21 protein-coding genes and 1 tRNA gene are annotated in these 26,783 nt (G+C 36.3%); 17 read left to right on the top strand and 5 right to left on the bottom strand.

The window, feature by feature from the left end:
* The first annotated feature begins 120 nt into the window (after nucleotides 1-120).
* Entirely contained in the window at nucleotides 121-2,403 is a 2,283-nt protein-coding gene (bglX, locus tag A9G37_RS04145; RefSeq protein WP_065574706.1) for a beta-glucosidase BglX, read from the top strand.
* Between the two features lie 43 nt (nucleotides 2,404-2,446).
* Nucleotides 2,447-2,755, top strand: coding sequence for a N(4)-acetylcytidine aminohydrolase (gene yqfB / locus A9G37_RS04150; RefSeq protein WP_034910676.1), 309 nt, complete (start codon nucleotides 2,447-2,449; stop codon nucleotides 2,753-2,755).
* Nucleotides 2,756-2,808: 53 nt separating this feature from the next.
* On the opposite strand, the gene A9G37_RS04155 is transcribed toward yqfB, so the two are convergent.
* From A9G37_RS04155 to A9G37_RS04165, 3 genes are all read right to left on the bottom strand, one after another.
* Nucleotides 2,809-3,273 (bottom strand): NfeD family protein, encoded by a 465-nt coding sequence (locus A9G37_RS04155; protein WP_034910677.1) that lies wholly within the window; start codon nucleotides 3,271-3,273, stop codon nucleotides 2,809-2,811.
* Between the two features lie 106 nt (nucleotides 3,274-3,379).
* A complete protein-coding gene (locus A9G37_RS04160; RefSeq protein WP_034910680.1) occupies nucleotides 3,380-3,610 on the bottom strand; it encodes a hypothetical protein in 231 nt (76 codons plus the stop codon).
* Nucleotides 3,611-3,717: 107 nt separating this feature from the next.
* Nucleotides 3,718-4,626 (bottom strand): SPFH domain-containing protein, encoded by a 909-nt coding sequence (locus tag A9G37_RS04165; RefSeq protein WP_034910684.1) that lies wholly within the window; start codon nucleotides 4,624-4,626, stop codon nucleotides 3,718-3,720.
* A 361-nt stretch (nucleotides 4,627-4,987) separates the two neighbouring features.
* On the opposite strand from A9G37_RS04165, the gene A9G37_RS04170 reads away from it, so the two are divergent.
* From A9G37_RS04170 to A9G37_RS04225, 12 genes are all read left to right on the top strand, one after another.
* Entirely contained in the window at nucleotides 4,988-6,550 is a 1,563-nt protein-coding gene (locus tag A9G37_RS04170; RefSeq protein ID WP_065574707.1) for an anthranilate synthase component 1, read from the top strand.
* On the top strand, nucleotides 6,550-8,181 hold the full coding sequence (trpD, locus tag A9G37_RS04175) for a bifunctional anthranilate synthase glutamate amidotransferase component TrpG/anthranilate phosphoribosyltransferase TrpD (RefSeq protein ID WP_034910686.1): 1,632 nt from the start codon (nucleotides 6,550-6,552) through the stop codon (nucleotides 8,179-8,181). The genes A9G37_RS04170 and trpD overlap by 1 nt, the downstream gene beginning before the upstream one ends.
* A 15-nt stretch (nucleotides 8,182-8,196) precedes the next feature.
* Nucleotides 8,197-9,579, top strand: a complete 1,383-nt coding sequence (gene trpCF / locus A9G37_RS04180; protein ID WP_065574708.1) for a bifunctional indole-3-glycerol-phosphate synthase TrpC/phosphoribosylanthranilate isomerase TrpF — start codon at nucleotides 8,197-8,199, stop codon at nucleotides 9,577-9,579.
* A 26-nt stretch (nucleotides 9,580-9,605) separates the two neighbouring features.
* On the top strand, nucleotides 9,606-10,799 hold the full coding sequence (trpB, locus tag A9G37_RS04185) for a tryptophan synthase subunit beta (RefSeq protein WP_065560175.1): 1,194 nt from the start codon (nucleotides 9,606-9,608) through the stop codon (nucleotides 10,797-10,799).
* Nucleotides 10,796-11,602, top strand: a complete 807-nt coding sequence (gene trpA, locus A9G37_RS04190) for a tryptophan synthase subunit alpha (protein WP_065560174.1) — start codon at nucleotides 10,796-10,798, stop codon at nucleotides 11,600-11,602. The genes trpB and trpA overlap by 4 nt, the downstream gene beginning before the upstream one ends.
* 218 nt (nucleotides 11,603-11,820) lie before the next feature.
* A tRNA-Met gene (locus A9G37_RS04195) sits at nucleotides 11,821-11,897 on the top strand.
* A 191-nt stretch (nucleotides 11,898-12,088) separates the two neighbouring features.
* Nucleotides 12,089-12,550, top strand: a complete 462-nt coding sequence (gene rimP, locus A9G37_RS04200) for a ribosome maturation factor RimP (RefSeq protein WP_034910697.1) — start codon at nucleotides 12,089-12,091, stop codon at nucleotides 12,548-12,550.
* Between the two features lie 16 nt (nucleotides 12,551-12,566).
* Nucleotides 12,567-14,042: a transcription termination factor NusA gene (gene nusA / locus A9G37_RS04205; RefSeq protein WP_034910699.1), complete on the top strand. Its 1,476-nt coding sequence runs from the start codon at nucleotides 12,567-12,569 to the stop codon at nucleotides 14,040-14,042.
* 17 nt (nucleotides 14,043-14,059) lie between these two features.
* The gene (gene infB, locus A9G37_RS04210; RefSeq protein WP_065574709.1) at nucleotides 14,060-16,699 is read left to right on the top strand and encodes a translation initiation factor IF-2; all 2,640 of its coding nucleotides are present in this window, start codon (nucleotides 14,060-14,062) and stop codon (nucleotides 16,697-16,699) included.
* Nucleotides 16,700-16,765: 66 nt separating this feature from the next.
* Nucleotides 16,766-17,143, top strand: a complete 378-nt coding sequence (gene rbfA / locus A9G37_RS04215; protein WP_065560170.1) for a 30S ribosome-binding factor RbfA — start codon at nucleotides 16,766-16,768, stop codon at nucleotides 17,141-17,143.
* A gap of 66 nt (nucleotides 17,144-17,209) precedes the next feature.
* Nucleotides 17,210-18,109, top strand: a complete 900-nt coding sequence (truB, locus tag A9G37_RS04220) for a tRNA pseudouridine(55) synthase TruB (RefSeq protein ID WP_141671051.1) — start codon at nucleotides 17,210-17,212, stop codon at nucleotides 18,107-18,109.
* Between the two features lie 855 nt (nucleotides 18,110-18,964).
* Entirely contained in the window at nucleotides 18,965-20,503 is a 1,539-nt protein-coding gene (locus A9G37_RS04225; protein ID WP_141671049.1) for a hypothetical protein, read from the top strand.
* A 207-nt stretch (nucleotides 20,504-20,710) separates the two neighbouring features.
* On the opposite strand, the gene pssA is transcribed toward A9G37_RS04225, so the two are convergent.
* Together pssA and ydiK are read right to left on the bottom strand one after the other, a co-directional pair.
* The gene (gene pssA / locus A9G37_RS04230) at nucleotides 20,711-22,066 is read right to left on the bottom strand and encodes a CDP-diacylglycerol--serine O-phosphatidyltransferase (RefSeq protein ID WP_065574712.1); all 1,356 of its coding nucleotides are present in this window, start codon (nucleotides 22,064-22,066) and stop codon (nucleotides 20,711-20,713) included.
* A gap of 182 nt (nucleotides 22,067-22,248) precedes the next feature.
* Entirely contained in the window at nucleotides 22,249-23,301 is a 1,053-nt protein-coding gene (gene ydiK, locus A9G37_RS04235) for an AI-2E family transporter YdiK (RefSeq protein ID WP_065574713.1), read from the bottom strand.
* A 100-nt stretch (nucleotides 23,302-23,401) separates the two neighbouring features.
* Between ydiK and eco the strand changes: the two genes are divergently transcribed.
* From eco to potG, 3 genes are all read left to right on the top strand, one after another.
* A complete protein-coding gene (gene eco, locus A9G37_RS04240; protein WP_065574714.1) occupies nucleotides 23,402-23,896 on the top strand; it encodes a serine protease inhibitor ecotin in 495 nt (164 codons plus the stop codon).
* A gap of 339 nt (nucleotides 23,897-24,235) precedes the next feature.
* The gene (locus A9G37_RS04245; RefSeq protein WP_034910715.1) at nucleotides 24,236-25,345 is read left to right on the top strand and encodes an extracellular solute-binding protein; all 1,110 of its coding nucleotides are present in this window, start codon (nucleotides 24,236-24,238) and stop codon (nucleotides 25,343-25,345) included.
* A gap of 101 nt (nucleotides 25,346-25,446) precedes the next feature.
* The gene (potG, locus tag A9G37_RS04250; RefSeq protein WP_034910718.1) at nucleotides 25,447-26,583 is read left to right on the top strand and encodes a putrescine ABC transporter ATP-binding subunit PotG; all 1,137 of its coding nucleotides are present in this window, start codon (nucleotides 25,447-25,449) and stop codon (nucleotides 26,581-26,583) included.
* Nucleotides 26,584-26,783 lie beyond the last annotated feature (200 nt).

Consider the following 26,783-nt stretch of genomic DNA (forward strand, 5'->3'; position numbering starts at 1 on the left):
GGGGATGCAATAACTATTATGATGTTTTAAACCTGAATGTAAGTAGATAAAAAACGAGATTTTTTGTAAATACGTTATGCTGTCTGCTTGTCTATCCTCTTAATTATAACAATATTTATTATGATGAAAAAAGTAGCTATATATTTATTTTTTCTTATCTTTTCTGGGCATTTGTTTGCACAAGAACCTAATAGCGAAGTAAAGGAAATAAAGAAAGTTTTTATTGATAATCTATTATCAAAAATGACGCTTCAAGAAAAAGCGGGACAATTGCGCCTAATTAGTGTTGGTGGTGATCTAACGTTAGATAAAGTACTTGATAAAATCGAAGCAGGTGAAATTGGTGGCATTTTTAATACTGTTGTCGAACCTGACCTTTCTCAAATGCAGGAGCGTGCTCTAAAATCTCGCAATAAAATTCCTCTATTTTTTGGTTTTGATATAATTCATGGACATAGAACTATCTTCCCGATTAATTTAGGTATTGCATCCACTTGGGATCGTAGTGCAATTGCAAAAGCTGCTGAAGTATCAGCTGACGAAGCTACCTCGGATGGGGTAAATATAACTTGGGCGCCAATGGTTGATATTACACGTGATCCTAGATGGGGGCGTGTGTCTGAAGGGTTTGGTGAAGATCCTTATTTAACCTCAGAAGCTGGGCGTATTTTTGTTGAAAAGATGCAAAAGCAATCGCTTGCCGATAAAAAATCATTGGTGGCATCAGTAAAACATTTTGCACTTTATGGCGCAGTTGAAGCAGGGCGTGAGTATAACAGTACGGATATGAGCGAACGCAAAATGTTCCAAGAATATCTTGTGCCTTATAAAGCAGCAATTGATGCAGGTAGTCGAGCTGTGATGGTTTCGTTAGTGAGCGTTAATGGTATTCCAGCAACGGGGAATCATTGGTTGTTAACCGAAGTACTACGGAATCAGTGGCATTTTGATGGTGTTGTTGTTAGTGATCATGGAGCTATTCGTGAACTTATAAATCATGGCGTAGCTAGTGATCCGAAAGATGCTGTACGTGTTGCGATTAAAGCTGGCATTGATATAAGTATGAATGATGAATATTTCTTACAATTTTTGCCTGAATTAGTCGAAGAAGGTGCCATTACAGAAGATGAAATAAACCAAGCTTGTCGTCATGTACTTGAACTTAAATATGATATGGGGTTATTTAGTGATCCTAATCGTAATTTAGATCCAAAATTAGATATCGATACAATGTTTGCTGATAATCGATTACATCGTGAAGAAGCTCGTGATGTGGCACGCCGCAGTATTGTGTTATTAAAAAATGAGAATGAGATATTACCGCTAGCTAAAAATAAGAAAATTGCGGTGATTGGTCCATTAGCTGATTCAAAACGTGATATTTTGGGAAGTTGGTCGGGAGCTGGGCGTGCTAATTTAGCGGTAACTCCATTAGAAGGTATTAAAAATGCAGTTAAAAATCCTGAATCAATTAGCTATGCATTTGGTGCCAACCTTTCTGATGATGAAAATTTATATCGGTTTTTAAATTTATACGGAGAAACATCTAAATTTGATAATCGACCAGCCGATAAAATGATTGCAGAAGCGGTGAAAATAGCTAAAAAAGCTGATATTGTTATTGCTTTTGTTGGTGAAGCAGAAGGAATGGCTCATGAGTCATCAAGTCGAACAGATCTATCTTTGCAAGCAACTCAAAAACAATTAATTAAAGCAATGAAAAAAACAGGTAAACCTTTGGTCATTGTCTTAATGAATGGTCGTCCTTTAACATTATCTGAAGAGTATGCTCAAGCTGATGCTATGCTTGAAACTTGGTTTTTAGGAACTGAAGGAGGTAATGCCATTGCCGATGTACTATTTGGTGACTATAACCCTTCGGGTAAATTACCCATGTCTTTTCCTTATAATGTTGGGCAGATCCCAGTCTATTATAGCCATTTGAATACAGGCCGTCCTCGTGGTACGGAAAATATGGGCAAATATACAACCTCGTATTTTGATAGTCCTAATGAGCCGTTATTCCCCTTCGGGTTTGGTTTGAGTTATACCAATTTTACGATGGACTTTTCATTATCAAGTACTAAAATGAATCGAGATGGTGAAATTATTGTCACCGTTAATGTTGAAAATACAGGGAATAGAGAAGGTATGCAGACCGTCCAGCTTTATTTGCAAGATGTGACAGCGTCGGTTAGCCGCCCAGTGAAAGAGTTAATTGGTTTTGATAATATTACTTTAAAACCGCACACTAAGGGGCAAGTAAAATTTGTGATTAAATATGATATGCTGAAATTCTGGAACAATAAAATGCAATATGTTGCCGAACCAGGAAAATTTAATGTGTATATAGGTAGTGATTCGACAACTCAGGACAAGCAAACATTTACTTTGCTTGATTAATACTTGTTAAGTAATTTGGGTAATTTTCACATAGGATAATGCTGTGCAAAATGATATTACTTTTTATCAACGTTTTAAGTCTGATATTTTAGCTGGTTTAAAAGTCATTACCATTCGAGATAAGAGTGAATCACATTTTAAAGTTGGTGATAAGCTTCGTGTTGGAACTTTTGAAACTGATGAGTATTTTTGTACAATTAAAATAGTTAATATTACACAAATTACATTTGATCAACTTACCGAAAACCATGCCCAACAAGAGAATATGACTTTGAGTGATTTGAAAAAAGTAATTTCTGACATATACCCCAATGAAAATCATTTTTTTGTAATTCATTTTTCGCTCTTATAATAAAAAAGACGCATTGTTAATGCGCCCTATTTATTTTTATAACTAGCAAAAAACTATTGATTTATAGGTAGCACATCTAAAATTAGACCATCCACAGCAATAATTTCAACACGCTGCCCAACATTAAGATCTTCAACGCATCTTGCCGACCATGTTCCATCTTTGATTTTTACTCGACCTGAGCCATTAACAATAGCATCTGTGACAACTGTTTTAATACCAATTAAATCTTGTTGTGGCTGATTGATTTCGCCTTTATTTGATTTATCTTTACCTTGCTTTTTGAGCCAAAGCCACCAAAGATAAGCAGATACAAGCGTTAGAATTGCGAATAAAATCCACAAAATTGGCCAAGAAAGAGGTAAAATCCAAGCAATTAAACCAACAATAATGGCAGCAATCCCACTCCAAAGCCCGTATCCGCAGGTACCAAGTAATTCTATAATCAGCAAAATACCGCCTAAAGCAATAAATACCCATTGAGGCGAATTATAGAAAACCATAAAAAAATCAGTCATGATCAATTACCTTTAAGATTCATTCAGTAAAAATCTTAAACATAGCGTTTATAGATTTTGTCAAAAAGTTTCAGGAAACACTATGTTTAAGTATAAAATTTGATTTTTATTTAGTATTTTTAATTATTTCATTAATGCCTCCAAGGCTGTCCATGATCCACAAAATTGGCCAAGAAAACGGTAAAATCCAAGCAATTAAAACAATAATAAAAGTAGCGATCCCACTCCAAAAACCATATTTGCCGGTATCGAGTAATTTTATAACTAGCAAAATACCACCTAGAACAATAAATCCCCAATAAGGCGGATTATAGAAAACCATCAAAAAACCATTCATTATCAATCACCTCTAAGATTCATTCAGTGAAATTTCTAAATATAGAGTTTACGATTTTGTTAAAAAGTTTTCAGGGAACACTTTGCCTATGTATAAAATTTGATTTTTTATTTCGTGTTTTTAATCAATTCAGCAATACCGCCAATGCTACCCATTAAACTTGACGCATCAAGTGGCATCATAATCACTTTACTATTATCCGATGAACCAATTTGTTGTAATGCTTCAGTATATTTTTGGGCAACAAAGTAGTTAATAGCATTAATATTACCTGCAGCAATAGCATCGGATACCATTTGAGTTGCTCTTGCTTCTGCTTCGGCAGCACGTTCACGCGCTTCGGCTTGTAAAAAGGCAGATTGTCTTTCACCTTCTGCTTTTAAAATTTCAGATTGTTTTTCACCTTCAGAGCGTAAAATCGCTGCTTGACGAACACCTTCTGCTTCGAGAATTTCGGCACGTTTATTACGTTCTGCTTTCATTTGCGCATTCATCGCAGCAATCAATTCTGCTGGTGGGCGAACATCTCGAATTTCGATACGGGTAATTTTGATTCCCCATGGACTTGTTGCCTCATCGACAATACTTAGTAACTTAGAGTTAATATGATCACGTTGTGATAACATTTCATCCAATTCCATGCTACCTAAAACAGTACGAATATTAGTCATCATTAAATTAATGACAGCACGCTCTAATTGATTTACTTGATATGCAGCCCTTGCTGCTTCTTGTACTTGGATAAAGCAAACAGCATCAATTTGCACATTAGCATTATCTTTTGAAATGACTTCTTGTGATGGAATATCGAGTACTTGCTCCATCATATTAATTTTACGACCAACACCATCCATAAACGGAATAATGATATTTAAACCGGGTTCAAGTGTATGGGTATATTTACCAAAACGTTCAATAGTATATTGATAACCTTGGGGAACAATTGTAATTGCCTTTAAGACAGTAATTAACGCAAGCAAAACAATAACACCAATGACGATATAAAATACTGGCATAGTTCAAAAATCCTTATAATTTTTTATAATAAAAATGAGTCAACCATTTTATAGATTATTAAATTTTTTGCCTAGTTATAAATGCGAAGTTTGTTTTTAAAAATAAATAATCTCTTGACAGTGTGCTAGTAAACTAGTTTAATAGTACAAAATTTATTTTTAATCGATAAAAATTATGAAAGCACAATATTTACATCTTATTACTCGTCAATTCACCAGCTTTGGTTGGTGGTGCGTTACCTTTTGCGGGTGATGTAATGATGTATTGTCTTTTTTACACAACCCGCTTTATGCGGGTTTTTTAGTTTTTTGGATGTTAAACGAATCAGCTAAATAAAAATTTAAATGTAGAGAGCCAACAATGAATAAGCCGACATTAACACAAATAACCCAAACCATCGGTTATTATCAAGATCCAACCCAAGTGTTTTATCAATTGTGCGATAGTAAACCGGCAACGTTGTTACTAGAATCAGCCGAAATTGATAATAAGCAAGGAATTAAAAGTGTCATGATTGTCGATAGTGCATTACGTATTTCGGCAATAAATAATGAAGTGACTTTTAAGGCATTGACCACAAATGGTGAAAAGCTATTACCTTTATTACAACAGGCTTTTACAGACAAGTTAGATAATGTACAAGTGGATGAACAAACACTTAAATTGGTATTTCCCACTATTGATAGTATGCAAGATGAAGATTCAAGATTAAAGTCGCTATCAGTTTTTGATGCATTACGCACATTATTGACTATTGTGAATATCCCTGAACAATGTGGTCAAGATGCGATTTTTGTTGGTGGGCTATTTTGTTACGACCTTGTCGCTGGATTTGAAAACTTACCTAATTTACCTACAGAGCAGCGTTGTCAAGATTTCTGTTTTTATTTAGCTGAAACAATATTAGAAATAAATCATAAAGATCATAAATCCATTTTAAAAACGACGGTTTTCACTTCTGATTTAAAAGAAACTGAGCGCTTAACACAACGGTTAGCTAATTTACAAGCAACATTAAATAGCCCAATGAAAGCCATTCATACTCAGTCCCTTGCTAATATCGATGTGACATGTAATAAAAGTGATGATGATTTCAATACAGTTATCAAAAAAATGCAAGATGCAATTGAGCAGGGGGAAATTTTTCAAGCAGTACCTTCACGGCGTTTTAAATTACCTTGCCCTGAACCATTATCGGCTTATCAGATATTAAAAAACAATAATCCAAGCCCTTACATGTTTTATATGCAAGATAGTGATTTTGTGTTATTTGGGGCCTCACCTGAAAGTGCACTTAAGTATACTAAAGCAACTAATCAAGTTGAAATCTACCCAATTGCCGGTACTCGTCCACGTGGATTAACTACAAATGGTGAAATTGATTTTGATTTAGATAGTAGGTTAGAACTTGAAATGCGCACCGATAAAAAAGAACTAGCCGAACACTTAATGTTAGTTGATTTAGCTCGCAACGATTTAGCGCGTATCTGTAAACCCGGTACTCGTTATACTAAAGATTTGTTAAAAGTGGATCGTTACTCTTTTGTGATGCATTTAGTTTCGCGTGTGGTTGGTCAGTTACGCAGTGATTTAGATGCGCTTCATGCTTATCAAGCCACTATGAATATGGGAACATTAACAGGAGCACCCAAAGTTCGTGCGATGCAATTAATTGCTGAATCAGAAAAAGTTAAACGTGGTAGCTATGGTGGTGCTGTTGGCTATTTTACCGCGAATGGCGATCTTGATACCTGTATTGTGATTCGAAGTGCCTATGTCGAAGATGGCATAGCGACAGTACAAGCTGGCAGTGGTGTGGTGCTAGATTCAAAGCCACAATCAGAATCTGATGAATCACGTAATAAAGCACGTGCAGTTATTCGAGCTATCATGGTAGCGCATAATGTAGAAGGTGTATTCTAATGGCTAATATCTTATTTATTGATAATATTGATTCTTTTACTTATAACTTGGTCGATCAATTACGTAATAGTAAGCATTGTGTGACGATTTATCGAAATACTATCCCTGCAAATGTAATTATTGAAAAATTGTCACAAATGCAAAACCCTATTTTAATGTTATCACCAGGTCCAGGAGCGCCAAGTGACGCTGGATGCATGCCAGAACTGTTAAAACGTTTAAAAGGTAAATTGCCTATTATTGGTATCTGCCTTGGTTATCAAGCTATTGTGGAATCCTATGGTGGAGCGATTGTGCCAGCTGGCGATATTTTGCATGGTAAGGCATCTTTAATTGAGCATGATGAGCAAGCGATGTTTAAAGGATTACCAAATCCGCTACCGGTGGCTCGTTATCACTCTTTAAAAGGTGAAAATATTCCAAAAACACTAACCATCAATGCGCTTTGCAATAATATTGTAATGGCAGTTCGTAATGATGAGGATCGGGTTTGTGGTTTTCAATTTCATCCAGAATCTATATTAACCATTCAAGGTGTAGAATTATTAGAACAAACTATTAAATGGGCACTAAATCCTCCACAAAAACAAGAGAAGCCAAAACAGGAGGCTATTGTTGATAAGCAAGAGTATAATATTCAACCTATTGTTAATAAATTATATTTAGGGCAAACCCTTACACAAGAGGAAAGTAAAATACTATTTAATTTAATTATTCAAGGTAAGATTGAACCAACTGTATTGGCTACCGCAATAATTAGTATGAAAGTTCGTGGTGAAAAACCGGATGAAATAGCAGGGGCAGCTTTAGCATTGCTTGAGAATGCCGATCATTTTGATTCTCCAGATTATGATTTTACTGATATTGTTGGTACTGGGGGTGATGGCACCAATAGCATTAACATCTCAACAGCTAGTGCTTTTGTGGCTGCAGCATTAGGTTATAAAGTGGCTAAACATGGTAATCGTGGTGTATCAAGTAAATCAGGCTCTTCCGATGTGCTTTCTGCCTTAGGCATTAAATTAAATATGTCAGCACAAACATCTCGTCAGGCATTAGATGAACTTGGTGTGTGCTTCTTATTTGCCCAGCAATATCATTCAGGTTTTCGCCATGCAGCACCAATACGCCAACAATTAAAAACTCGGACCATTTTTAATGTGTTAGGACCATTGATTAATCCATCTCGTCCTAAACGTATTTTATTAGGCGTGTATCATCCAGATTTGATCCAACCGATTGCTGAAACATTAAAAATGCTTAATTATAAACATGCTTATGTGGTGCATGGCGCAGGTATGGACGAGGTTGCTATTCATGGCGAAACTGACGTTGCTGAAGTTAAAGATGGTAAAATTCGATATTTTACGCTTAAACCTGATGATTTTGGCTTGCCAACATTTACCTTAAAAGATATTGAAGGGGGTACACCTGAGCAGAATCGTGATATGTTAATTGCCATTTTACAAGGTCACGGAAAACCAGCACACCAATCAGCAATTGCCGCTAATGTTGCGATGTTAATGAGCTTATTTGGCGAGTCAAATTTAAAACAAAATGCACAACGGGCAATTGAAATGATGCAAAGTGGTAAACCTTATGCATTATTACAACAACTAGCAGCAAGATAATAAGTGGAGAATAACATGGCAATTGCAGCATTAGTAAAAAATGTTGAAATGGCAACAGTATTGAAAAAAATCATTGAAGATAAACAAACATGGTTAACTGAGCAGTTAGCAGTAAAGCCAATTAATACCTTTAAATCAGCGATATTCCCTAGTGATCGCAATTTTTATCAAGCGTTAAATCAACCTAAAACGGTTTTTATTTTAGAGTGTAAAAAAGCGTCGCCATCAAAAGGATTGATTCGGGATGATTTTGATCCAACCGCTATTGCTAAAGTTTATAAAGATTATGCTTCAGTAGTTTCAGTATTGACTGATGAAAAATATTTTCAAGGTAGCTTTGAATTTTTACCCATAGTTCGTAATGAAATCACACAACCCGTGCTTTGTAAGGACTTTATTATTGATGAATATCAGATCTATTTAGCGCGTTATTATCAAGCTGACGCAGTACTATTAATGCTATCTGTATTGACGGATGATGAATATCGTCATCTAAGTAACATTGCTCATAAGCTAAATATGGGTATTTTGACAGAAGCTAGTACTGAAAACGAAGTTGAAAGAGCCATCCAATTGGGTGCGAAAGTAATCGGTATTAATAATCGTAACTTAAGGGATTTGACGGTTGATCTAAATCGGGTAAAAGCCTTATCCAAATCAATTCCTAACGATCGCATTATTATTAGTGAATCGGGTATTTATACTCACAATCAGGTTAAAGAACTGAGTCGTTTTGCAGATGGATTCTTAATTGGTAGTGCGTTAATGTCTGAACCAAACTTAACTTTGGCAATTCGCAAGGTGATGTTAGGCGAAAATAAAGTATGCGGTTTAACACGTCCCGAAGATGCTGTTAGTGCTTATCAAGCTGGTGCAGTTTATGGTGGTTTGATTTTTGTTACAAATTCAGCACGTTATATACAGCCAATTAAGGCTCGAAAAGTTATTGTTGCAGCACCGCTTAATTGGGTTGGTGTATTTCGAAATGAAGAGATCGAAACAGTAGTTCAAATAGCAAAACAGTTATCCTTGTATGCTGTCCAACTGCATGGTAATGAAGATGAAAACTATATCGAAATGTTGCGACAAGAATTACCCAGAACTTGCCAAATTTGGAAAGCATTAAGTATTGGTAGCACCGTTCCTGAACATAATAATCTCTTAATCTCACGTTATTTGTTTGATAACGGGGATGGTGGTACAGCTGAATGTTTTGATTGGACAATGCTCACTAATCATAATTTAAATAATGTCATTCTAGCAGGGGGTATTAACTCAAAAAATATAAGGTCAGCTTTAGCAACTGGGGTGATAGGCGTTGATCTAAACTCTGGTGTTGAAATATCCCCAGGAATTAAAGATAAACAAAAAATCCAAGCTGTATTTGAACAAATTTAATTTTTATTTAAAAAAAAGGAATAGTTATGTCTAAGTTAAATCCTTACTTTGGCGAATTTGGTGGGCAATATGTTCCTCAAATATTAATGCCAGTGCTTGAACAACTTGAAGATGCTTTTATCTCTGCAGTCAACGATCCAAACTTTCAGAAAGAGTTTAACGACTTATTAGTTAACTATGCTGGTAGACCAACAGCATTAACTTTATGTAAAAATCTAACGGCAGGCACCAAAACCAAGCTTTACTTAAAACGAGAAGATTTAGTGCATGGTGGTGCACACAAAACTAACCAAGTTTTAGGACAAGCATTGCTTGCTAAAAGAATGGGCAAAACTGAAATTATAGCCGAAACAGGTGCAGGGCAACATGGTGTTGCTTCGGCTTTAGCCTGCGCACTACTTGGCTTAAAATGCCGAATTTATATGGGTGCAAAAGATGTTAAACGCCAAGCACCTAACGTATTTAGAATGCGGTTGATGGGCGCAACAGTCATCCCAGTTGAAACTGGTTCAGCGACTTTAAAAGATGCGTGTAACGAGGCATTACGTGATTGGTCTGGCAGTTATGAAAAAGCGCATTATATGTTAGGTACTGCAGCAGGTCCGCATCCTTTTCCAACAATTGTACGTGAGTTTCAACAGATGATCAGCCGTGAAGCTAAACAACAAATCCTTGAAAAAGAAGGACGTTTGCCTGATGCAGTAATTGCATGTGTTGGTGGTGGTTCAAACGCAATTGGTATGTTTGCTAATTTTATTGATGATAAATCCGTCAAATTAATTGGTGTAGAGCCAGGAGGTCATGGGATTGAAAGTGGCGAACATGGCGCTTCGTTAAAGCATGGTAAGCTTGGCATCTATTTCGGTATGAAATCACCGATGATGCAAACGGAAGAAGGACAAATTGAAGAATCTTATTCAATATCGGCAGGGTTAGATTTTCCATCAGTTGGTCCACAGCATGCGTATTTAGATAGTATTGGTCGTGCTGATTATGTTTCAATTACTGATGATGAAGCGCTTGATGCATTTAAAGCGTTATCACGGCATGAAGGTATTATTCCTGCGTTAGAATCATCACACGCATTAGCTTATGCTATGAAAATGATAAAAGAAAATCCAACTAAAGAACAGCTACTAATAGTTAATCTGTCAGGGCGTGGCGATAAAGATATCTTTACCGTTTATGATATTTTAAAAGCAAAAGGAGAAATAGAATGAGCCGTTATCAAAAACTGTTTGCAACATTAACAGCCGAAAAACGAGGTGCTTTTGTTCCTTTTGTTCCAGTTGGTGATCCAACGCCAGAACTGTCATTTAAAATCATTCAAACTTTAATTGAATCTGGCGCTGATGCACTAGAGCTAGGGATCCCATTTTCAGATCCTATGGCCGATGGTCCAACTATTCAAAATGCCAATATTCGGGCATTTAAAGCAGGAATAACAGTTGAAAAGTGTTTTGAAATTTTAACCAATGTCAGAGCGCAATACATCAATATTCCAATAGGATTACTTATTTATGCTAATTTAGTTTTCAAAAATGGTATCGACGACTTTTATGCCAAGTGTGCCAAAGCGGGAGTTGATTCAGTATTGATTGCTGATTTGCCAGCTCAATATGCACAAGAATTTACAGTGGCCGCCGAAAAATACAATATAGCACCGATTTTTATTTGTCCACCAAATGCTGATGATAAAGTCATTCAAAGTATTGCTAAGCAAGGCAAAGGTTATACCTATTTGGTATCACGAGCAGGTGTTACTGGTGCTGAAAATCGAGCTAACAAACCGCTTACCCATCTGATCAAAAAATTAGTTGAGTTTGGCGCTCCACCTGCGTTACAAGGGTTTGGTATTTCAGAACCGACTCAAGTTAGCGAAGCGATTAAATCCGGTGCAGTTGGGGCAATTAGCGGATCGGCAACAGTAAAAATTATTGAGAAAAACCTCGACAATCCCGAACAAATGCTTAGCCAATTAGCCAAATTTGTTCAATCAATGAAACAGGCAACTAGCAAGTAATTTATATTACTTTATAGTACTAAATAGTGGGCACAATAATAGGCTTGAAAATGGAATTATTGTGCCAATATAAGTTAAACAATTATGCTTAAGTTAAGTGGTATATATATTAAAATTGACGTGTAACATATTTTTAATAATTTTAATTTTACTGATAAAATCGGTGTGATTTGCAGTTGCATTTTATTTAAAATGCCGTATAATTCTCATTCATCTATCGCGGGGTGGAGCAGCTTGGTAGCTCGTCGGGCTCATAACCCGAAGGTCGTTGGTTCAAATCCAGCCCCCGCAACCACTTAAATTTTCATTCATAAACCAATCTATCCTGTTATTGTCTGAAAGTTCGAATAAAGTGGCTTCATTATAGTTAGTTTTTGAATGTAAGCCTCGCATGTCGAGGTTTTTTTTCGTGTAGTGATTTAAGCGTAAGTTTAAAAAGAATGTTGGGCTTTATGCCCTTTTTTATTTTCTGCTGTGGAGGTTTGTTTGGCTAATATAGAACAACAATTAACCGATATTATCCAAGAGCCAGTTAATGCACTTGGTTTTGAATTAGTCGGAGTTGAATATATTCGTGGTCGTTATCCTATACTACGAGTCTATATTGATAGTGAAAATGGTATTACGGTTGATGATTGTGCTGATGCAAGCCGTCAAATCAGTGCGGTGCTTGATGTAGAAGACCCGATCAAAGATGCTTACAATCTTGAAGTTTCATCACCAGGAATGGACAGACCTTTGTTTACGCTCGAGCATTATCAGCGGTTTATTGGTGAAGAAGTTACAGTCAGTCTACGTATACCTGTTGCTAATCGCCGTAAATGGAAAGGACAAATTAAGTCTATCGATAGCCAAATGATTACATTAATTGTAGATGATAAAGATGAAGTATTTGCTTTTAGTAATATTCAAAAAGCGAATATTGTACCTAATTTTAACCTTAAATAGAGTACGGATGTAAAGGATGAATAAAGAAATTTTAGCTGTTGTTGAAGCTGTATCAAACGAAAAAGCACTTACGCGTGATAAAATTTTCGAAGCTTTAGAAACCGCATTAGCAACGGCCACAAAAAAGAAGCATAATGTTGATATTGACGTTGTTGTTAAAATAGATCATAAAACAGGTGATTACGATACTTTCCGCCGTTGGCTTGTTGTTGATGAAGTTACGCAACCAACTAAAGAAATGACATTAGACGCTGCACAATACGAAGACCCATCTGTTAAACTTGGTGATTACGTTGAAGAGCAAATTGAATCCGTTGCTTTTGACCGTATAACCACACAAACAGCAAAACAAGTTATCGTACAAAAGGTACGCGAAGCTGAGCGTGCAATGATCATTGACATGTTTAGAAATCGTATTGGTGATATTGTGACTGGAATTGTCAAAAAAACCAATCGCGATAGCGTGATTCTTGATTTAGGTAACAATGCAGACGCAATGATGTCACGCCATGATATGTTACCGCGTGAAAACTTCCGTATAGGCGATCGTGTCCGTGGTATTTTATATCTTGTAGAACAAAATAATAAACCTGCACAACTATGCATTAGCCGTTCAAACCCTGAAATGATGGAAGAGTTATTCCGCATTGAAGTCCCTGAAATTGGTGAAGAGATGATTGACATCAAAGGCGTGGCTCGTGATCCTGGCTCACGTGCTAAAATCGCAGTTAGTAGTAATGATCGTCGTATTGACCCTGTTGGTGCTTGTGTTGGTATGCGTGGTGCGCGCGTACAAGCAGTATCTAATGAATTTGGTGGAGAACGTATTGACATTGTTTTATGGGACGATAATCCTGCACAATACGTAATTAATGCTATGGCGCCGGCAGATGTTGTTTCAATTGTTGTTGATGAAGACAAACACACCATGGATGTAGCCGTCAATGCTGAAACTTTACCACAAGCCATTGGTCGAAATGGTCAAAATATCCGTTTAGCTTCACAGCTTACTGGCTGGACTCTAAATGTGATGAGTAACGAAGATTTACAAGAAAAACATCATGCAGAATCTTTTGCTGCAATCAATAATTTGATGAAACATCTTGATATTGATGAAGGGCTTGCACAGTTATTAGTTGAAGAAGGCTTTACCTCACTTGAGGAACTTGCCTATGTGCCAGTTGACGAATTGCTTGAAATTGAAGAACTTGATGAAGATCTTGTTGAAGCTTTAAGAACGCGAGCAAAAGATGCATTAACAACACTTGCACTAGCAAATAGTGGCGAAAAACAACCAGCTCAAGATTTGCTAAATCTACCTGGTATGACACAAGAGTTAGCTTATCAATTAGTACAACATGACATCATTACTTTGGAAGATTTAGCAGAACAAGGTACTGATGATTTAGCTGAAATTGAAGGTATAACAAACGAACAAGCAGGCGATTTTATTATGGCTGCTCGTAATATTTGTTGGTTTGCAGATGAATAATTGAGGAAAAGTAATACATGACCAAAGTATCAATAGAAACACTGGCTCAAGAAATCAATACACCAGTGCAAACACTTTTGCAACAGTTTGCTGATGCAGGTATGAAGAAATCTGCAACAGACACTGTCACACAAAAGGAGAAAGAAGCTTTGCTTGCTCATTTAAAACCTCAGCAAGGTCCAACAAAGTTAACATTGCAACGTAAGACGCACTCAACCTTAAATGTGTCGAGCGGTGGTGGCAAAAGCAAAGAAATAAAAGTAGAAGTTCGTAAAAAACGAACTTTTGTTAAACGCGATCCAGCTGAAATTGCGGCGGAGCAAGAAAAAGCACGCTTAGAAGCAGAACTAAAAGCGAAACAAGAAGCCGAATTAAAAGCGCGTAAAGAAGCGGAAGAAAAAGAAAAGAAAGCTGAAGAAGAAGCGAAAAAGCGTGCTCAAGAGGAAAAAGCGAAAGCGGCACAAGAGCGAGTAGTTGATCCAAAAGTAAAAAAAGCGCAAGAAGAAAAAGCACGATTAGAAGCTGAAGCGAATGAAATTAAACGTAAAGCGGAAGAAGAAAATCGTCGAAAATTAGAGGAAGATGCCAAGCGTATGGCTGAAGAAGCTCGTAAGCTAGCAGAACAATATAATGAAGTTGATGATAGTGATCATACAGAAGATGAAGATTATCATGTGACAACCTCTAAATACGCTAGAGCAGCAGAAGATGAAACTGACCGTGAAGTTGAAAGCGCTCGTGGACGTGGTCGAAATACTAAACAAACTAAACAGAAAAAAGGCAACAAGCTATCAGAAGGCAAAGCGGAACGTGAAGAAGCTCGAGCTGTGACTCGTGGCGGCCATAATAAAAAGAAAGGTAAAAGCACGTTGCAACAAAGTTTTACTAAACCTGTCCAAGCGGTTAATCGTGATGTTGTTATTGGTGAAACCATTACCGTTGCTGAATTAGCGAATAAAATGGCAGTAAAAGGTTCCGAAGTGATCAAAACTATGATGAAAATGGGGGCAATGGCAACTATTAATCAAGTTATCGATCAAGAAACAGCACAATTAGTGGCTGAAGAAATGGGACATAAAGTAGTACTTCGTCGTGAAAATGAGCTCGAAGAATCTCTTATGAGCGATCGTGATACAGGTGCAGAAAAAGTTTCTCGTGCACCTGTAGTTACCATTATGGGACACGTTGACCATGGTAAAACCTCTTTACTTGACTATATTCGTAAAGCAAAAGTGGCTTCAGGCGAAGCTGGTGGAATTACACAACATATCGGTGCTTATCATGTTAAAACTCCAAATGGAGAAATAACTTTCTTAGATACTCCAGGTCATGCGGCGTTTACCTCTATGCGTGCGCGTGGTGCTAAAGCAACGGATATTGTAGTACTTGTTGTTGCTGCTGATGATGGTGTAATGCCTCAAACTATAGAAGCAATCCAACATGCTAAAGCGGCAAATGTACCAATTGTTGTTGCTGTTAACAAAATTGATAAACCTGAAGCTGATCCAGAGCGTGTAAAAGGCGAACTTGCACAATATGGCGTGATGTCAGAAGATTGGGGTGGTGATACTCAGTTTGTTCATGTGTCTGCTAAAGCAGGTACTGGTATTGATCAACTACTTGAAGCCATCTTACTACAAGCTGAAGTGCTTGAATTAACCGCGTACGAAACAGGTATGGCAAGCGGCGTTGTGATTGAATCATTCCTTGATAAGGGTCGTGGTTCAGTTGCAACAGTACTTGTTCAATCAGGTACATTGCATAAAGGTGATATCGTACTTTGTGGATTTGAATACGGTCGTATCCGAGCGATGCGTAATGAACTAGGTAAAGAAGTGACTGAAGCTGGTCCATCAATACCAGTTGAAATTCTTGGCTTGTCTGGAGTACCATCAGCTGGTGACGAAGCTACTGTTGTACGCGATGAAAAGAAAGCTCGTGAAGTTGCGCTTTATCGACAAGGTAAATTCCGTGATGTAAAACTTGCTCGTCAACAAAAGGCGAAGCTTGAAAACATGTTTACCAACATGACAGAAGGCGATGTTTCTGAACTTAATATTGTTCTAAAAGCAGATGTTCAAGGTTCTGCTGAGGCGATTTCTGATTCATTACTTAAACTATCAACAGATGAAGTTAAAGTTAAAATTATTGGATCAGGTGTGGGTGGTATAACCGAAACTGACGCATCACTGGCTGCTGCATCAAATGCGATCATTTTAGGCTTTAACGTTCGTGCCGATGCTTCAGCTCGTAAAGTAATTGAATCAGAAAATTTAGATCTACGTTATTACTCTGTTATTTATGATCTAATTGACGAAGTTAAACAAGCCATGAGCGGTATGCTTGCACCAGAATACAAACAAGAAATTATTGGTCTTGCTCAAGTGCGTGATGTGTTTAAATCACCTAAATTTGGTGCAATTGCAGGTTGTATGGTAACCGAAGGTGTTGTTAAACGTCACAACCCAATTCGTGTATTGCGTGATAACGTTGTTATCTATGAAGGCGAACTTGAATCATTACGTCGCTTTAAAGATGATGTTAACGAAGTACGTAATGGAACCGAATGTGGTATTGGTGTGCGTAACTACAACGATGTTCGTGTTGGCGACACGATTGAAGTTTTTGAAACTATCGAAATCAAACGTACGATCTAATTACAACGTATTTGATGTTATAAGCAAGGTATAGTCCTTGCTTATTCATTTATAAGGAAAATAGATATGGCAAAAGCATTTAATCGTTCATCTCGAGTTGGGCATGAATTACAAAAAGAAATTGCAATTATCTTACAACGAGAAATCAAAGACCCTCGTCTTGGTATGGTAACTGTTTCAGGCGTTGATATCTCGCGTGATCTTTCGTATGCCAAAGTTTTTGTGACTTTTTTGAATGACGATGATCCACAAGTTATTGAACAAGGATTAACGGTACTTAATGATGCTAAAGGTTACATTCGAACCTTAATTGGCAAAGCGATGCGTTTGCGAATCATTCCAGAGATAAAATTCTTTTACGATGAGTCGCTAGTTAAAGGTATGCAAATGTCGAGTTTGGTGGCGGATGTTATCAAACAAGATAATGAGCGTCATAAAGATTAATATTAAAAAATAGTCCTGAACTCTGTCAAAAAGTTTCAGGTAACTATGTGTTTCAGTATAAAAATGATGAATATAAAAAAAACTCGCCGTGATCTTCACGGCGTTTTGTTGCTAGACAAAACGCAAGGCATGACATCAAACGATGCGTTGCAAAAAGTAAAATGGTTATTTAATGCTAAAAAGGCAGGGCATACGGGAGCTCTTGATCCACTAGCGACAGGGATGCTTCCTATCTGTTTTGGTGAAGCAACCAAATTTTCACAATATTTATTGGATTCAGATAAGCGTTATCGTGTGATCGCCAAACTAGGAGAACGAACCGATACATCTGATGCCGATGGTCAAATTATATGTACCAAACCTGTTAAAGTGACTGAATTACAAATCAACCAAGCTTTAACACATTTTCGCGGTGATATTTTACAAGTGCCAACTATGTTTTCGGCATTAAAATATCAAGGAAAACCGCTTTACCAATATGCTCGCCAAGGTATTGTGGTTGAACGTGAAGCTAGACCAATTACCGTTTACGAAAATCAATTTATCCAATTTGATACAATAAAAAACGAATTAACGTTAGAAATACACTGCTCAAAAGGCACCTACATCCGAACCATTATTGATGATTTAGGGGAATTATTGGGTTGCGGAGCACACGTTATTTATTTAAGGCGTTTACAAGTTACCAATTACCCGATTGAAAACATGGTTACGTTAGAACAGTTACAAAATATCGAACTTAAAGATGATCTACTAATGCCGATCGACAGCCCATTGCAAGATCGCCCAAAAGTTACCCTTAGCGATACGCAGGGTAAAGATATATTATTAGGAAGAACCATTGAACTTGAAAGCTCCACGAAAGTTGAAACCTTAGTGCGAATTTATCAAGGAAAGCAATTTATTGGCGCTGGTATAATGCATAATAACAAATTATTGCCAAAGCGTTTAATATCAACATCCTAATTCTTTTAAAAAGTTAAATTTTTCCTAAATTACTTGATATTAAAAAGATCTATATTTGTTGATATCTAGGACTTCATCCTGAAATAGCAAAAAAATTATTTGGCACTGGCATTACATTTATGCCAGTAGTTGTCTCAAAATTACTTTCTTAAAAGATCAAAAATAAAAAAGAATGTTTAATCAATATTCAACATTTATCAGCTTGTCTTGCTCGGTTTAAATCGACTACAAAAACAAGATCTTCAAGCTAGTAGTTTTTAACGACTCGTTGAGATATGAAACGGTATAAACTCCTGAATCTTTTTTACAAGATAATAAGGCATACTAAAGCAATAAATGGGCACATAGTGTAGCCGATCCATGACTATATACTAGGTTCAGAAAATATCTGCCTAAGCCCTATTTTAAAAAAATTAAAGTGAGTATTTCCGTTAAAGGGCTTTTCCATAAATATGGCATGAGTAATTTGACTTTTATAAATGACGATAAAATATAGCGAAAAAATATTTACGCTAAGTTTTTTGTAATGTTTCAATCGTATTCAAGACATTACAATAAATTAACAAAATACTAGCTCTTTAGTGTTTAACCAGCTATAATTTCGACGCATTATTTAGTATAATAATGCTTATTAAATAAGCAAATAATCATAAAAACACAAATAAAACAACGAATTACTTGACAGGTAGAATGTTATGCGATATCATAATAGGCACCAGGCACCAGGCCTGGCAACCCTACGCCTTAAATCTTTTTCAATTTCACAGTAGTCAAAAACAGATTCGATTCTTATTTTTATCACCAAATCTATCGAAATCGATAAAGTTGTTGGCAAGGGTATCTTTGATTTTTAGATTGCTATCCAAGTCACCGCTGGTTTTTGCTCCATTGCTTTTATTGCCTTATTCGCTGAGCTCGCAGGCGTTATCGGCAAAGACATCACAGGTCATTCAAGGCTCTGCACCATATTTAAGTATTGATGGTGTAACTAAAGTTGTTAGTATGGAAGATTTATTGGGTATAAGACTACCAAATATTAGTTATATTCCTCAGGGAGCAAATAGTGCACTTTATCCCAATGCAGTAATAGATCAATCTAACGTAGATGCACCAATTGAAATGCCAAATATAACAGATACATTTGCTGATATACAAGCAATAGTACCATTGGTAAATTACCCAAGAATTCAATTAAGCGAATTAATGGATTCACCTTATAATTATGGTCGAGACGATGATGGCGATGATAATATAAATGCAACAGGAAATTTAACCATAAAATGGCAAGATAAAAATGGTACAGATATTACAGGAGAAGTTAAAGCAAATCCGAATAGACGGCTAAATCTTTGTGATGGGCCTTATAAACTTACCTTAACAGCAACTGCAAGCACCTTATCGACGCAGTATGGTGTTCCCAATAGTAGCAATTTTACTGGTAATGAGCATAGTTACTATATTAATGCCAATATGAATAGGCCAGTTGCTTGCTATGCGCAACCAAATTTAGCTTACGATGACCATGCTTTTGGTACTACCATTTGGGATATGGATGGTCCAAATTGGGTTTCGTTAAAAGGGTTTAAAGTCACAAATAATAGCAATATAGCAGAAAACTTTCCGACGACAGGATCTGATAGGTTATATTTCTATTTATTATTGGGAGGAATCTCTCCTGAACAAGTTATAGCTGCAAATGGTACAATGGTGAGTGCGGTTAGCGGTAGTGGTGTATCATTATCGTTAAGCAAAGAGAATACACAACATTGGGCTATTGACACTGATAGGATATGTAGAACTTGTATTAGAGATGGTAACCTTTATCCTGGTGGCGAACAAGCACTAAAGATTATATTAAAAGGCCCTTCGATAAATTCAAGTAATAAGGCTTTTTCCCCTTCGTTATTTAAGCTTTACTCTGATGTAAATCATACAAAATTACTGTATAGCTTTAAGATAGAACGTTGGTATATCTCTCAACCAGGAATCACAGTAAGATATGGGTATGCGGATGCTCAAAACTTTTGTCGTAATTTAGGTAATGGTTATCGAATTCCCGATATAAATGACTATACCAATGGGAATGGAGCTGGTTGGACAGAAGGTTTACCTGGAAGAAGTATTAATAACTGTCAACGAAAAGTCAGTTATAAAGATATTAGCGGTAAATGGGTTGGCGGACTATTTAACGAGTGGGGTTTTACTGCCAATACTATGAATAATTTCTATGAAGGTAGTGATTGGAATCTCAGTATTGGTAACAACTGGGCTAATGATACAGGATATTGGGCTAATTCATATAATGGCAGTCTATATGGTGTTTATTCAGCCGATGGGGGGATTTTTCTGCAGAGTACAGCTAATAGTCACTTTATGGCTTGTGTTACCCCTTAATTCTATATGTGCTTTTCTTGTTAAAGGCGATATTGCCTTACTGCAATGATTAGAACGCACCTATCTGTAGACCTTTAATATGAAGTCTAGATCAAATTTGCGCTTTTGTTGTTAAACAGCAAAAGCGCTTTTTTCTCAAAATTAGTTGAAAAAATATTGTTTTTATTATGTTTTTTAAGAAACCTTTTCTTTCAAAACATCTTACCTTTACAACAACCGCTTAATAATCCTATCCACTTTAATGCGGCTCAGTCGCTTTATCAACTTATGAACTTGACTTGGATAAAATTGACTCGCTTGGATTTGTTGAAAATGTGTGATCAATGTGGTTTTTTGACGAATAGTGTCAAGTTCTTGGTTAAATTTATGGCTTAATTCTTGCTTTGGATCATGTATTAATATGCCATTTTCCAGATCAAGTCGCCAAGCGCGTGGATTTAGGTTGTTGCCTGTTATAAGTACCCAAGTATTGTCCACCCAGATACCTTTAAGATGATAGGTTTGCTCTCCATCCTTCCACAGACGTATGATAAGTTGCTCTTTGTCAATAAAAGATTGTAGGCGCTCAATAAAGCTTCTTAAATTGATTTCGTATAAGTAGGGTAATCCACCTGATATGTTAAAAGGTTGGTCTGGTGGAATATAAAAATCATTTGCTTCTTTATCACCAATAATCAGTTCAACTTGACGACCTTTACGAAGCAAGCGAATGATATCGCGAACTAGGATGTTAGGCAAATTAAAGTACGGCGTGCAAAATATGATTTTTTGTTCGGCTACGTTGATTAAATGATGGATGATTTTGTTGAGCGAGTTATTGCGACCAAGCCCCATTATTGGTGCAACCGATAAGGTGTTGTTGTCGGTATTGCTGTTATATTGGTAGTTGGTATTCATTAAGTGTTGGCGTAGCTCTTTAATTTCAGACTTAATTTGTTTGCGGGTTTTATGGGTGCCAGTATTAAGTAGTTGCAACGCTTGATATGGTAAAAAGTGGTCGTGAATAAACTGCACCATGCTGTCTGCTAATAGTGGGTTAGTAATAAAGTGATAACGGTCGTAACGGTATTTTTCACGCTTGTGTAGGTATACGTTATTAATGCTAGCCCCACTATAAATGACAGTATTATCAATAATAAAACCTTTTAAATGCAGTACGCCTAGTACTTCACGACGATTGACAGGTACACCATAAATAGGAATGTCAATATCTGGATATTGCTGTTTTAGTTGGTAATAATAATTGGCGTTGGTATGGGCTTTTTCTTCGCCAATTCTACCCCGCTGTGCACGGTGCCAGTCAACAAATATTTTGATATCTAAATTAGGGCGTTGCCGTTTGATTTGGTACAGTTCATTAAGAATTTCTTGACCAGCCTCATCTTGCTCTAGATAGAGCGCAACTATATAAATTCGGTGCTGGGCTCTTTTTATATTTTCAATTAAAGCCAGTCGATATGCTTTTGGAGTATAGTAGATATGATATTGCTTGGCATCTTGCTGAATTTTACCTAATTCGTCAAGATGCTTTTGGTGATTGTATTTTATAAATGGTATTCGCATTATTTTTTGTCATTATAACTGTCAAGTTACTTTAGAAACTTGTTTTCTAATAATAAGCTAAGCCAGTAAAAATAACACTCCTTTTAATTTGTATGCATTTTAGCTCAGTTGCTTTAAGTCATGTAGCGTATTTAGCAACTTGTTTATGCTCTTATGCTTCTTACTGGGTGATAATAAATTGTTTAAGATTGTTCATCAACCCAAGTTTGAATTATTTTGTAAGTTAAAGCTAGTACGACAGGACCAATAAATAATCCCATTATACCAAAGCCAAGTAAGCCACCAATCACACCAAATAATATAAGTAAAAACGGTAAATTGGCACCTTTTTTTATTAAGTAAGCTCGCATTACGCTATCTAAGGTGGTTAAGATAATTGCCACAACAATTAATACGATACCAGCTATGGTGTTGCCCGCCCAAAATTGCCAAAAAATGCACCCAAGCATTACAATCACAGGACCAATTTGTGCGACACAACAAATAAATAAAATTAGAGTGAGTATACCTGGTAACGGCATGTCGGTTAATATAAAACTTAATCCACCAATTAAGGCTAAGGTAATGGCAGTAACCACAACACCAAGAGCAACAGCTCGAATGGATTGTCCTGCTAATGTGACAATGATTTCGCCATATTGTTTTGATAATCGGTTGGCTAGTAGGTAAACGTATTTGGTGATACTTTCGCCTTTTAAAAATAGCAATAGACTAAAAATAATCATTACACCAGCATGAAAGATAAATAGTCCAATATTGGTGGCTTGCTCAAGTAGCCAACCTATCATGGTGCCAATATAAGGTTGTATGCTTGAAACTAAATCAGAGCCATCAGTTTGTATTAAGTTTAACCATTTTTGGTGTAGTTCAGAGCCGAAGGCAGGTACGCTTTCAAGCCAGTCAAGTGTTGGTAGTTTTTGGTGAGATAGCGTTTTTGCCCATTCAATAAGATGGTGACCGTTTTGTGCTACCGAGCTAATAATTAATATGAAAGGTATAATACAAACAAAGGCTAATATTAGTGCCATTACTAGTAGTGATAGCCAGCGTTTGTTAAATAATTTTCGTTGTATTTTTATCATTAAGGGCCAAGTGGCAATTACGACCATCACCGCCCAGAAGAAACCGAATAAAAAAACTTCAACAACACGATAGGTAATAATGATTAGTAAACCAATTATTAACAGGTTTAAAATCAATTTAAGTAAATCGGTAGTATTTTTTTCTGCTGGCATTTTTACACCAATTTTATTAATCTAGATGGTGTTATTATACGCATTATCACTGAAAATTAATACGATGGTGTTTATGATTAATTAGTTAAAGGAGATAAAAATGAAAAAATTATTGTTATTAACATTATTAGGTGTAGCATTAACAGCATGCGCAAATTCACAAAAAACGCAACCTGTTGCACAAAGTGTCAATGATATAGCGCCATTCCCTGCAGCTCAAGTTGGCTATACGCGGTATGCTATTCATTTACCAACTATTGCTAATGAAAACAATGCGAAAGTTGAGGTGATCATTGGTAAAGAAATGAATGTTGATTGTAATTTGCAAAATTTAGGTGGTGTAGTTAAGCAAGAAGAGCTTAAAGGTTGGGGATACTCTTATTACGTAGTTGAAAAGACTGTTGGTAACATTTCAACATTAATGGTTTGCCCTGAAGGTACTAATAAAAATCAATTTGTGACAATCAACCATAATTTAGGTTTGTTTAGCTATAACAGCCAATTACCGTTAGTCTTTTATGTTCCGAACGATTTGCAAATTAAATATCGTGTTTGGCAACCAAATGCTAAAACTATGCAAGCAAGTGCTGAATAATTTTGTTATCTAATTGTTAATTGGTTGTTCCTTACTCCTTGGGTGGTTAAAATACAACCACTCAATCTTTAAACTTTCAATATTTGATTTTTTAAGTGGACATCTTTAAAAAAAAAGGTATTTTATCCCTCGTAATGCAAGGTTAGCTCTACTAGTTCATTTATTTTATTAATGACTTGTGATTGCCTGATTACCTCGGTTTCGCTAGATGGTTGTTACTTTGATAATTTTTATTATTGTTAACAATGTCGATAGTAAAATTTGGGGGTCCGTTGTGTCTTTGCAATGGGCTTGTGTCTAACATGTAATATCCCTACAACTAGAGGAGAAGTGGTGAGCATGTTTACTCAACGTAAAACAATTCTTTCAATCGTGGCTGGTGTTTCACTAGCGTTATCTCAATCTGCTATAGCTAAAGATCGTGTCGTACATTTTTACAATTGGGCAGGGCAAATTGGTTCTAATACGATTTCTGATTTTGAAAAATCGACTGGTATTAAGCTGGTTTATGATGTTTATGATTCTAACGAAGCTCTTGAAGGTAAATTAATGGCGGGTCATTCTGGCTTTGATGTGGTTTCGCCTTCAGATAGCTTTTTAGCTAGACAAATTAAATCTGATATCTATCTTCCATTAGATAAGAATAAATTGCCTAATTGGAAAAACTTAGATCCTAATCTAATGAAATTAATGGCAACGCATGATCCTGATAATAAATATGCTATCCCTTATGTATGGATGACAACAGGTATCGGTTATAACATTGATAAAGTTAAAGAGCGTCTAGGTGATAATGCACCAGTTGATAGCTGGGATTTAGTGTTTAAACCAGAAAATATGGAAAAGCTAAAAGATTGTGGTGTGGCATTTTTGGATGCGCCTACTGAAATTTTTGCTAGTGCTCTTCAATATTTAGGTAAAGATCCAAATAGTACAGATGCCAAGGATTATACTGGTGCTGCCTATGAGCTGTTAGAAAAAGTTCGTCCAAATATTCGTTACTTCCACTCTTCACAATATATTACCGATCTAGCTAATGGCGATATTTGTGTGATTTTGGGTTGGTCTGGCGATATTTTACAATCACGAGATAGAGCTAACGAAGCAAATAACGGTGTGCATGTTGGTTATCAGATACCAAAAGAAGGTGCTTTAGTCTTTTTTGATACTTTCGCTATTCCAAAAGATTCAGCAAACCCAGATGAAGCTCATGAGTTTTTAAACTTTGTTATGAAACCAGAAATTGCAGCGCAAGTTACTAACGATGTTAACTTTGCTAGCGCTAATCAGGTTGCTAATGAAAATTTTGTAAAACCAGAAGTGAAAAATGATCCAGCAGTTTATCCAAAACCAGAAGTGATGAAAAAACTATTCACTTTAAAAGTTAAAGATCCAAAACTTGAGCGTGTAATTACCCGTACGTGGACTAAGCTCAAAACTGGTAAATAAGCGATATTTTGTATATCGAGTCTTAACTAATAATCCAAGACGGAGAGGCTATGAGTCTTTCCGTCTCGTTTTTTTTGGCTTGTTGTTATGAGGAAAAAAGAGTGAACGATAAAACAACAAATCAGGTACAGCCTAAAAAAAAGATGATAACTCCTTTATTGGAGATCAAAAATTTAACAAAAGTTTTTAATGATGATTATTATGCCGTTGATGATGTAAATTTGACTATATATAAAGGTGAAATCTTTGCATTATTAGGCGCATCTGGAAGTGGTAAATCAACATTATTGCGTATGCTAGCTGGTTTTGAGCAACCGACTTCGGGGCAAATCATTTTAGATGGAAAAGATTTATCACAGGTTCCGCCTTATAATCGTCCTATTAATATGATGTTCCAATCGTATGCTTTATTTCCTCACATGACGGTTGAACAAAATATTGCCTTTGGCTTAAAACAAGATAAATTAAGCAATAGCGAAATTAAACATCGCGTTGAAGAGATGTTAGCACTTGTACATATGGAGCAATTTGGTAAACGTAAACCACACCAATTATCAGGTGGTCAGCGCCAACGTGTAGCTTTAGCAAGAAGCTTAGCCAAACGACCAAAATTATTGTTACTTGATGAGCCAATGGGTGCACTTGATAAACAACTTCGAGATCGAATGCAACTTGAAGTGGTGAGCATTTTAGAACAAGTGGGTGCAACTTGCGTTATGGTTACCCATGATCAAGAAGAAGCTATGACTATGGCTGGTCGTATTGCTATTATGAATAAAGGTCAATTTGTGCAAATTGGTGAGCCAGAAGAAATTTATGAACATCCAAATAGCCGTTATAGTGCTGAGTTTATTGGTTCGGTTAATATTTTCGACGGTATCTTGCAAGAAACGTTAGAAGATGGTTTGATTTTGAGTTGTCCTACTATTAAACATCCATTTAAAGTCGATTATGATTCGCCTGCGGTTGAAGGCGTGCCGATTAAAGTTGCTTTGCGCCCGGAAAAAATTCAATTATGTGAACAATTACCTGAAGATGGTTATAACTGCGCTACAGGTGAAGTTGTTGAAATCGCTTATCTTGGGGATTTATCGATTTATCATGTCAAATTGCCAAGTGGGCAAGTTATTATTGCACAATTGCAAAATGAGCATCGTTATCGTAAAGGAATGCCAACTTGGGGTGATATAGTTAACTTAAGTTGGGAAGTTGACAGTTGTGTTGTGCTTACTGAATAAACAAAAGAGGATATCATAATGCGATCCATTGTATTAGGATTGTTGTTAAATGCATTTGTGTTGCTCAATGTTTATTGGCGTTTTGTAACAACAGGTGCATTTGACAATTTATTTTTAGATGCGCTATTTACCGCAATGACATTGAGTTTTTTATTGTCATGCTTTGGTTGTTTTTTAGCGCATTATAGGCCGTCTAAATT

The organism is Gilliamella sp. GillExp13 (assembly GCF_001690815.1).
Classification (GTDB): Bacteria; Pseudomonadota; Gammaproteobacteria; order Enterobacterales; family Orbaceae; genus Gilliamella; species Gilliamella bombi.

Coding starts and splice junctions, on each gene's coding strand:
- bglX (WP_065574706.1), top strand. CDS start 121: ATGATGAAAAAAGTAGCTATATATTTATTTTTTCTTATCTTTTCTGGG.
- A9G37_RS04155 (WP_034910677.1), bottom strand. CDS start 3,273: ATGACTGATTTTTTTATGGTTTTCTATAATTCGCCTCAATGGGTATTT.
- A9G37_RS04160 (WP_034910680.1), bottom strand. CDS start 3,610: ATGAATGGTTTTTTGATGGTTTTCTATAATCCGCCTTATTGGGGATTT.
- A9G37_RS04165 (WP_034910684.1), bottom strand. CDS start 4,626: ATGCCAGTATTTTATATCGTCATTGGTGTTATTGTTTTGCTTGCGTTA.
- A9G37_RS04170 (WP_065574707.1), top strand. CDS start 4,988: ATGAATAAGCCGACATTAACACAAATAACCCAAACCATCGGTTATTAT.
- trpD (WP_034910686.1), top strand. CDS start 6,550: ATGGCTAATATCTTATTTATTGATAATATTGATTCTTTTACTTATAAC.
- trpCF (WP_065574708.1), top strand. CDS start 8,197: ATGGCAATTGCAGCATTAGTAAAAAATGTTGAAATGGCAACAGTATTG.
- trpB (WP_065560175.1), top strand. CDS start 9,606: ATGTCTAAGTTAAATCCTTACTTTGGCGAATTTGGTGGGCAATATGTT.
- trpA (WP_065560174.1), top strand. CDS start 10,796: ATGAGCCGTTATCAAAAACTGTTTGCAACATTAACAGCCGAAAAACGA.
- nusA (WP_034910699.1), top strand. CDS start 12,567: ATGAATAAAGAAATTTTAGCTGTTGTTGAAGCTGTATCAAACGAAAAA.
- infB (WP_065574709.1), top strand. CDS start 14,060: ATGACCAAAGTATCAATAGAAACACTGGCTCAAGAAATCAATACACCA.
- rbfA (WP_065560170.1), top strand. CDS start 16,766: ATGGCAAAAGCATTTAATCGTTCATCTCGAGTTGGGCATGAATTACAA.
- truB (WP_141671051.1), top strand. CDS start 17,210: ATGAATATAAAAAAAACTCGCCGTGATCTTCACGGCGTTTTGTTGCTA.
- pssA (WP_065574712.1), bottom strand. CDS start 22,066: ATGCGAATACCATTTATAAAATACAATCACCAAAAGCATCTTGACGAA.
- ydiK (WP_065574713.1), bottom strand. CDS start 23,301: ATGCCAGCAGAAAAAAATACTACCGATTTACTTAAATTGATTTTAAAC.
- eco (WP_065574714.1), top strand. CDS start 23,402: ATGAAAAAATTATTGTTATTAACATTATTAGGTGTAGCATTAACAGCA.
- A9G37_RS04245 (WP_034910715.1), top strand. CDS start 24,236: ATGTTTACTCAACGTAAAACAATTCTTTCAATCGTGGCTGGTGTTTCA.